This window comes from Pseudomonas amygdali (assembly GCF_002699855.1).
Classification (GTDB): domain Bacteria; phylum Pseudomonadota; class Gammaproteobacteria; order Pseudomonadales; family Pseudomonadaceae; genus Aquipseudomonas; species Aquipseudomonas amygdali.
This window is the reverse complement of the sequence record NZ_LKBW01000111.1, coordinates 1-5575: the sequence shown is the minus strand read 5'-3', so window position 1 is coordinate 5575 and position 5575 is coordinate 1. Positions and strand designations below refer to the sequence as shown.

Annotated in this window: 4 protein-coding genes and 2 pseudogenes; all 6 read right to left on the bottom strand. The window is 47.6% G+C overall.

Annotated features, from left to right (window positions below):
• Nucleotides 1–47: 47 nt before the first annotated feature.
• A pseudogene (locus AO277_RS09875) lies at nt 48–1142 on the bottom strand (RHS repeat protein); the annotation flags it as partial.
• Nucleotides 1139–2071: an RHS repeat domain-containing protein gene (locus tag AO277_RS09870; RefSeq protein WP_099258954.1), complete on the bottom strand. Its 933-nt coding sequence runs from the start codon at nt 2069–2071 to the stop codon at nt 1139–1141. The gene AO277_RS09870 and the pseudogene AO277_RS09875, both read right to left, overlap by 4 nt.
• Nucleotides 2052–2624 carry a hypothetical protein gene (locus AO277_RS28060; protein WP_143492744.1) on the bottom strand — a complete coding sequence of 191 codons (573 nt, stop codon included), beginning with the start codon at nt 2622–2624 and terminating at the stop codon, nt 2052–2054. The genes AO277_RS09870 and AO277_RS28060 overlap by 20 nt, the downstream gene beginning before the upstream one ends.
• A 432-nt stretch (nt 2625–3056) precedes the next feature.
• Nucleotides 3057–3260 (bottom strand): annotated as a pseudogene (locus AO277_RS09865) (hypothetical protein); the annotation flags it as partial.
• A gap of 196 nt (nt 3261–3456) precedes the next feature.
• On the bottom strand, nt 3457–4695 hold the full coding sequence (locus AO277_RS29060) for an RHS repeat domain-containing protein (RefSeq protein ID WP_442757258.1): 1239 nt from the start codon (nt 4693–4695) through the stop codon (nt 3457–3459).
• Between the two features lie 161 nt (nt 4696–4856).
• Entirely contained in the window at nt 4857–5426 is a 570-nt protein-coding gene (locus AO277_RS09850) for an RHS repeat protein (RefSeq protein ID WP_236691326.1), read from the bottom strand.
• Between the last annotated feature and the right edge of the window lie 149 nt (nt 5427–5575).

Here is a 5575-nt window from a genome sequence, read left to right as displayed (position 1 = left end):
CAAAACTAAGTTGGCGATTTAGCACGGAAGGGGGTCACTTTTTAGTTGGCGTTGACATGTAGCCCTGTCAGGTGGCCAATCCCGAGATTGCCATCAGCGGTCTGGTCGTAGAGAAACTTGATATTGAGCGCAGGTGTGGCGGGATAGCTTTTGCTGGTCAGGCGATTGAGCGCGTCGTAGGCGTACTCGGTCACAACCCCACGTGCATCAGTGCTGCGAATGAGATTGTTGGCCTCGTCGTAGGCGTAAGTGCTGGTCCCACCATCAGGGCTTTTGCTACTGATCTGGTTTCCTAGACTGTCGTAGGTGTACAGCGTCGTCACGCCACGAGGGTCAACCACTTTGGTGACCTTGTCATCCGAGTTGTAACCCAAGGCAGTCACGCCCTGCAAAGGATCGACAATCTTGCTGACTCGATTCAGAGCATCGAACGCCTGCTGCGTTTTGTGATTACGCGGCGTGGTATCACTCGACTGATTGTCGTTCAGGTCATAGCCATAACGCTGCGTCTGATCACCAGCACCCACTACCCGGATCAGACGGCCTAGCTCATCAAATACCCGGCGCTGAAGATGGACCACGGTTCCATTGACGTCTTTGGTCCGCTCTGCCGTGCGGTTGCCCATTGGGTCCAGGGTGTAATTGATACTTTCACCGAGCCGATTACGCACGCCGATAAGACGACGGGCATCGTCATAGCTGTACTTGACCCAGTTGCCATCAGCCGTGGTGACTTGCAGCAGATCGCCAACTTCGTTGTAGGCATACTGAGTCGTCGACGAGTCTATGGTCAGGCTGGCAAGCCAGCCTTGCGGAGTGTAGCTGAGCGTTGTCACCACTCCGTTTGGGTCGGTGATGCTTTGCGGATTGCCGTAACTGTCAAAACTGGCAAGCGCATAGACCTGACCCAGCGCGTTGGTCACAGTAGTAAGGTTGCCTTGAGCATCGTATGCGTACCGAGTGACGTCATTTACGTCAGTGCGTGCGCCGTCGATACTTGCAACCTGCCCGAGGGCGGTATACGTGCGGCTGATGGTGCTTGCGTGAGCGGAGAATGCCAGCCAGGTGCAGGCAACCCCCACCACTACCTTGCGCAAGAAAGAAACGGTCATGCTCAGATCCTTGAAATAGAAAATGCTCATCGGGATGTGCTCTGCCGAGTGAGCTCACGCCCTTGATTGTCGTAGCTATACACAGTGATGCGATTGGGTTCAATTACCTTGATTGGGAGAAAGCGATCAGGGTCCCATTCCGTTGTGGTAGTGCGCGCCAACGTAGTACCGCTGGCCTCGGTGCGGCTGATTTCTAGGCCCCTGTCGCTGTACTCATAAGTGGTAATCAAGCCTTTGGCATCGGTTTTGGTCAGTACGAGGCCGCGGTCGTTATAGGTGTAGGAGGAGTTGGTAGCTGGGCAGTCGGGAGTAGGCTCGCCTTTAACTTGGGCCAATCGCTTCACGCCGGAAATAACTTCGTACCTGTAAGCTGTATCTTTACCAAGCTCATTTGTTACGACGCTGGATAAGTCAGATGTATAAGATATCTTGACGGCACCCGCATTGCCTGCATGTTGACTGGAAATAGCCCTACCTGCCCGGTCATAAGCCCAAGTGGCAAAACGAACACCTCGCTCATCTGTAATTCCTGTAAGTGAATTTGGATTGTAATAGTCTTCGTAGTGATACTTTCTAATGGAGATAATGCCCCCAAAATTAGATTGCCGCTCGGACAGATTTTGATTATCATATGTAAAAGAAATGCTTTGCTTAGGAGCCTTTATTGAGTTCAACTGACGCTTCGAGCTCTCTACCAACACAACCGACTCGCCATAGTCATTACTTACAACTATTTCTCGACCAGCGCCTTGCTTGCTATAAGCCAAGCTATAAGCAAGTCCTTGCGGATCAATAACTTTAGTTAGATCGCCCGAGCCTGAAAAAAATAATACATGATGATTTGAACCGTCATATCGCCATAAATCATTTTCTTTTTTTAGAATTCCGACATCAGTATCAGAAAAGTAACCTTCAGTACTCGGCGAAAATAGATTTTCTTTACCGTCCGCTCTTACCATAACCGCAGATCGATCCGAAAAAAAAGTAGGTAGAAAAATTATGTCTCCAAAGACCGTCTGAGCTATTATAGAAACGCGAAATCTTTATGGTTTTCGATTCAAAGTCAGTTTCATCTTGAATCTTATTTTCATATGTGAAATTAATAGGATTTCCTGCTAGAGTTGATGAGGTCGAGCAACTCAAAGAGTGATCATCGCGTCCTTTAGCTGATTCGCTTGTGCAACCACTGAATGTTGAATTTGGAAACTGGCCATCAGGGCAACTTAGTTCCATTAGCGTGGCGCTGCCAAATTTATTTGTGGCCACAGTATCTATTCCACATGAGTACGAAGTTGGAGAATCATAACCGTTATTTTCCGGTCTATATCGGGAGGTCAATTGCGGCCACAACTCATAATAGAAAGCATCGCATACCTGTTCAGGTGTTTTAAAAGAAGCTTTAAAGTTGCCTGACCTCCATGCCTTATAAACATCTGCTTGAACAGCCGAAGAATTTATGGCATGGAAAAGAAAGACTAGAGTGATCTCAAAAAGAAATTTCTTACTTTTCATGAAGTGCCTTTTCTCAATTGTCAAATTTCCTATAAGTATCAATTGCAAGCTGGAGCATTAATTCGTTATTAGTTTTAATTCGCTAATAAAGTCCAATAAAAAGCAGCTCTACTTATGCTTAATTAAGTTGGTCTATAGTGCATAGTTGTGGAGCTAGTATGTTGCAAGCAACTTAAGTACCTGCAGGCTTCACATTAAAGTGATTTTCTCTAGTCGATGTCTGTGCTATCGATCCGCAGCTCAGCTCATTAGCTCAAGCGTACTCGCATTTCATAAAATACTTTTATTTAGCTGTCTACGGATAGCGCTGTCTGTCTTTGAGCAGGGCATCCACAGCGCGAAGTATGCGGCAGGCTTTCTCTTTTCAACAACCATTTTTTGGCAAAAAATTGCATTTCGCACGTAGGCTTAGGCTGGTATCGATTCAACGTTTTGAGCGTCGTATGCGTAACGAGTGACGTCATCCACATCAGTACGCGCACCATCGATACTTGCGACCTGACCAAGGGCTGTATAAGTGCGAATGATGGTGCTTGCTTGCACAGAGAATGCCAGCCAGGTGCAGGCAATTCCCACAGCGGCTTTGCGCAAGAAATAAACGGTCATGCTCAGATCCTTGAAATAGAAAGTGCTCATCGGGAGGTGCTCTGCCAAGTGAGCTCACGTCCTTGATTGTCGTAGCTATACACAGTGATGCGATTGGGTTCAATTACCTTGATTGGGAGAAAGCGATCAGGGTCCCATTCCGTTGTGGTAGTGCGCGCCAACGTAGTACCGCTGGCCTCGGTGCGGCTGATTTCTAGGCCCCTGTCGCTGTACTCATAAGTGGTAATCAAGCCTTTGGCATCGGTTTTGGTNGCGCCAACGTAGTACCGCTGGCCTCGGTGCGGCTGATTTCTAGGCCCCTGTCGCTGTACTCATAAGTGGTAATCAAGCCTTTGGCATCGGTTTTGGTTAGCACGAGGCCACGGTCGTTGTAGGTGTAGGAGGAATTGCTGGCTGGGCAGTCAGGGGTAGGTTCCCCTTCGATGGCGACAATACGTTTTACGCCTGAAATTTGCTGGTAACGAAATATACTTTTTTTGCCTAACTCGTTTATCACAGCAGTGGAGTCATCACCATTATAAGGAATCATAGTCAAACCCCCAGTGTGCTGACTTGACACCGCACGATATTGCCCATCGTACGCCCAAGTTGCGAATCTGACTCCGCGCTCATCAGTGATACCGGTTAGTAAACGCGCGCTTCTACCATCCTCATAGAGATACTCACGAGTAGAAATTAGAGATCCCATAGTGGTGGTCCTCTTACTTAACTGCATAGATGAATATTCATATTCAATAGTTATACCTTTAGATATGACCTTCCTGAGCTGATGCATAGGCGCCTCGGTGAGCTGTACGCTCTGACCAAAACCATTATCAATTTCAATAGCTCTGTCAGCACCCAGGTCTCGATAGCTTAATCTGTAAAAACTCCCATTTGAATTATCTATACGCAGCAACTGCCCTTGCGTAGAAAAAGAAAGCATCTGACCTGCAGGGCTTTGATAGCTCCAGCCATTTGTCATTTTCGTCAGCACACCCAAATCCGTATTGGAACGATACCCCCGACGTTCCAGTTGAAAAATTGCTTCACGACCATCCGCATGCACGACCACTACAGCTTCAACACCAAAATAAAGCGATGAAGAGAAATTGTGACGCCACACGCCATCCATACTATTATAAGTACGAGAGATAACTATTGGATTCAAATACCCCAAACTCAAATCTATTTCCACCTGGTACTTATTTCCATTAGCTGCATTTATCGGATTGCCTACACTTGAAGACTTATTGGAGCAGAGACCTTCCTCCTGAGGACTTCCTTTTTGCACATTCAAAGCGCAACTAGCGTTGAATGTCCCTAACGAAGAGCCATTCGAGCAATCTAACACGATGGGAAGAAAGCCATCAACCCACCTAACAGCACCATCAGGGTATTGGATACCACATTGAAATGAACCACCTTCAAACTTATTAAACTGGGGTGCGTAGTAGGTAGCAAGACTTGGCGAAAAAACCCCCATAAGAAAATCACATCCTTGTCGCGGGTCTGAAAAATCAGGAACGCCGCCCGCCTGCCGCCAAACGTTAAATTCTAAAGCCTCAACATGTCCCGCAATAGAAAGCCCGACAATGAGCAGAAAACCAACTATCTTATATCTCATCTTAGTCCATACCATACTACTCATCGGGATGCGCTCTGCCGAGTGTGCTCACGTCCTTGATTGTCGTAGCTATACACAGTGATGCGATTGGGTTCAATTACCTTGATCGGGAGAAAACGATCAGGGTCCCATTCCGTTGTGGTGGTACGCGCTAAAGTGGTACCACTGGCCTCGGTACGGCTGACCTCCAAGCCTCGGTCGTTGTAGTCGTAGGTAGTGACCAAGCCTTTAGCATCAGTTTTGGTGAGCACGAGGCCACGGTCGTTATAAGTATAAGTGGAGTTGCTGACTGGGCAGTCAGGGGTAGGCTCTCCCTCAATAGCAACAATTCGTTTTACTCCGGAGATTTTTTGGTAGCGATAAATGGTCTGCTTGCCGAGCTCATTCGTGATCGTACTGGCTCCATCCTCACCGTAGGCGATCTGAGTTAGGCCAGCGCCATCACCATGCTGACTGGACACAGCGCGGCCTTGAACATCGTAGCTCAAAGTAGCAAAACGAACGCCTCTCTCGTCGGTAATACCAGTTAGCAAACTGTTATTTCGACTATCCTCATAATGATACTCACGGACTGAGACAAAGCTCCCCATGGTCGTAGCACGCTTCAACAGTCGCCGAGAGCCATAAAGATATGCAACTTTCTTAGGGTTTGTCTGAAAAGTCGCCTTGGTTAAAATGATGTCCTCTGGTTGCCAAGAGGGCCATCATGACTGACCGTTATGAAATTTCATCTGATCGT